The following is a 244-nucleotide window of genomic DNA, read 5'->3' as shown; positions in this document are numbered from 1 at the left end:
AAAGCGGGGAAAATATCTCCGCTTTTTTCTTTGAATATTTATGGTTTATTCATAAGTTTTTCATATTTGTTTTTTACAATTAGACACCATAAAGAGGTGAAAAACGATGAAAACCAAACGATTCGACGCAGCCCTTATTTTTATTTTGCTGGGAGCAGCTTTTTTGAATACGTATCACATTTGGCAGGATGATACAGCGAACCAGTACTATTTGGCGGCTGTAAAAAGCATGACGCAAAGCTTC

The sequence above is a fragment of the Candidatus Kosakonia sp. 282A-S69 genome (genome assembly GCF_029433855.1).
GTDB lineage: Bacteria > Pseudomonadota > Gammaproteobacteria > Enterobacterales > Enterobacteriaceae > Kosakonia > Kosakonia cowanii_A.
Note: the sequence above shows the minus strand (reverse complement) of the source record.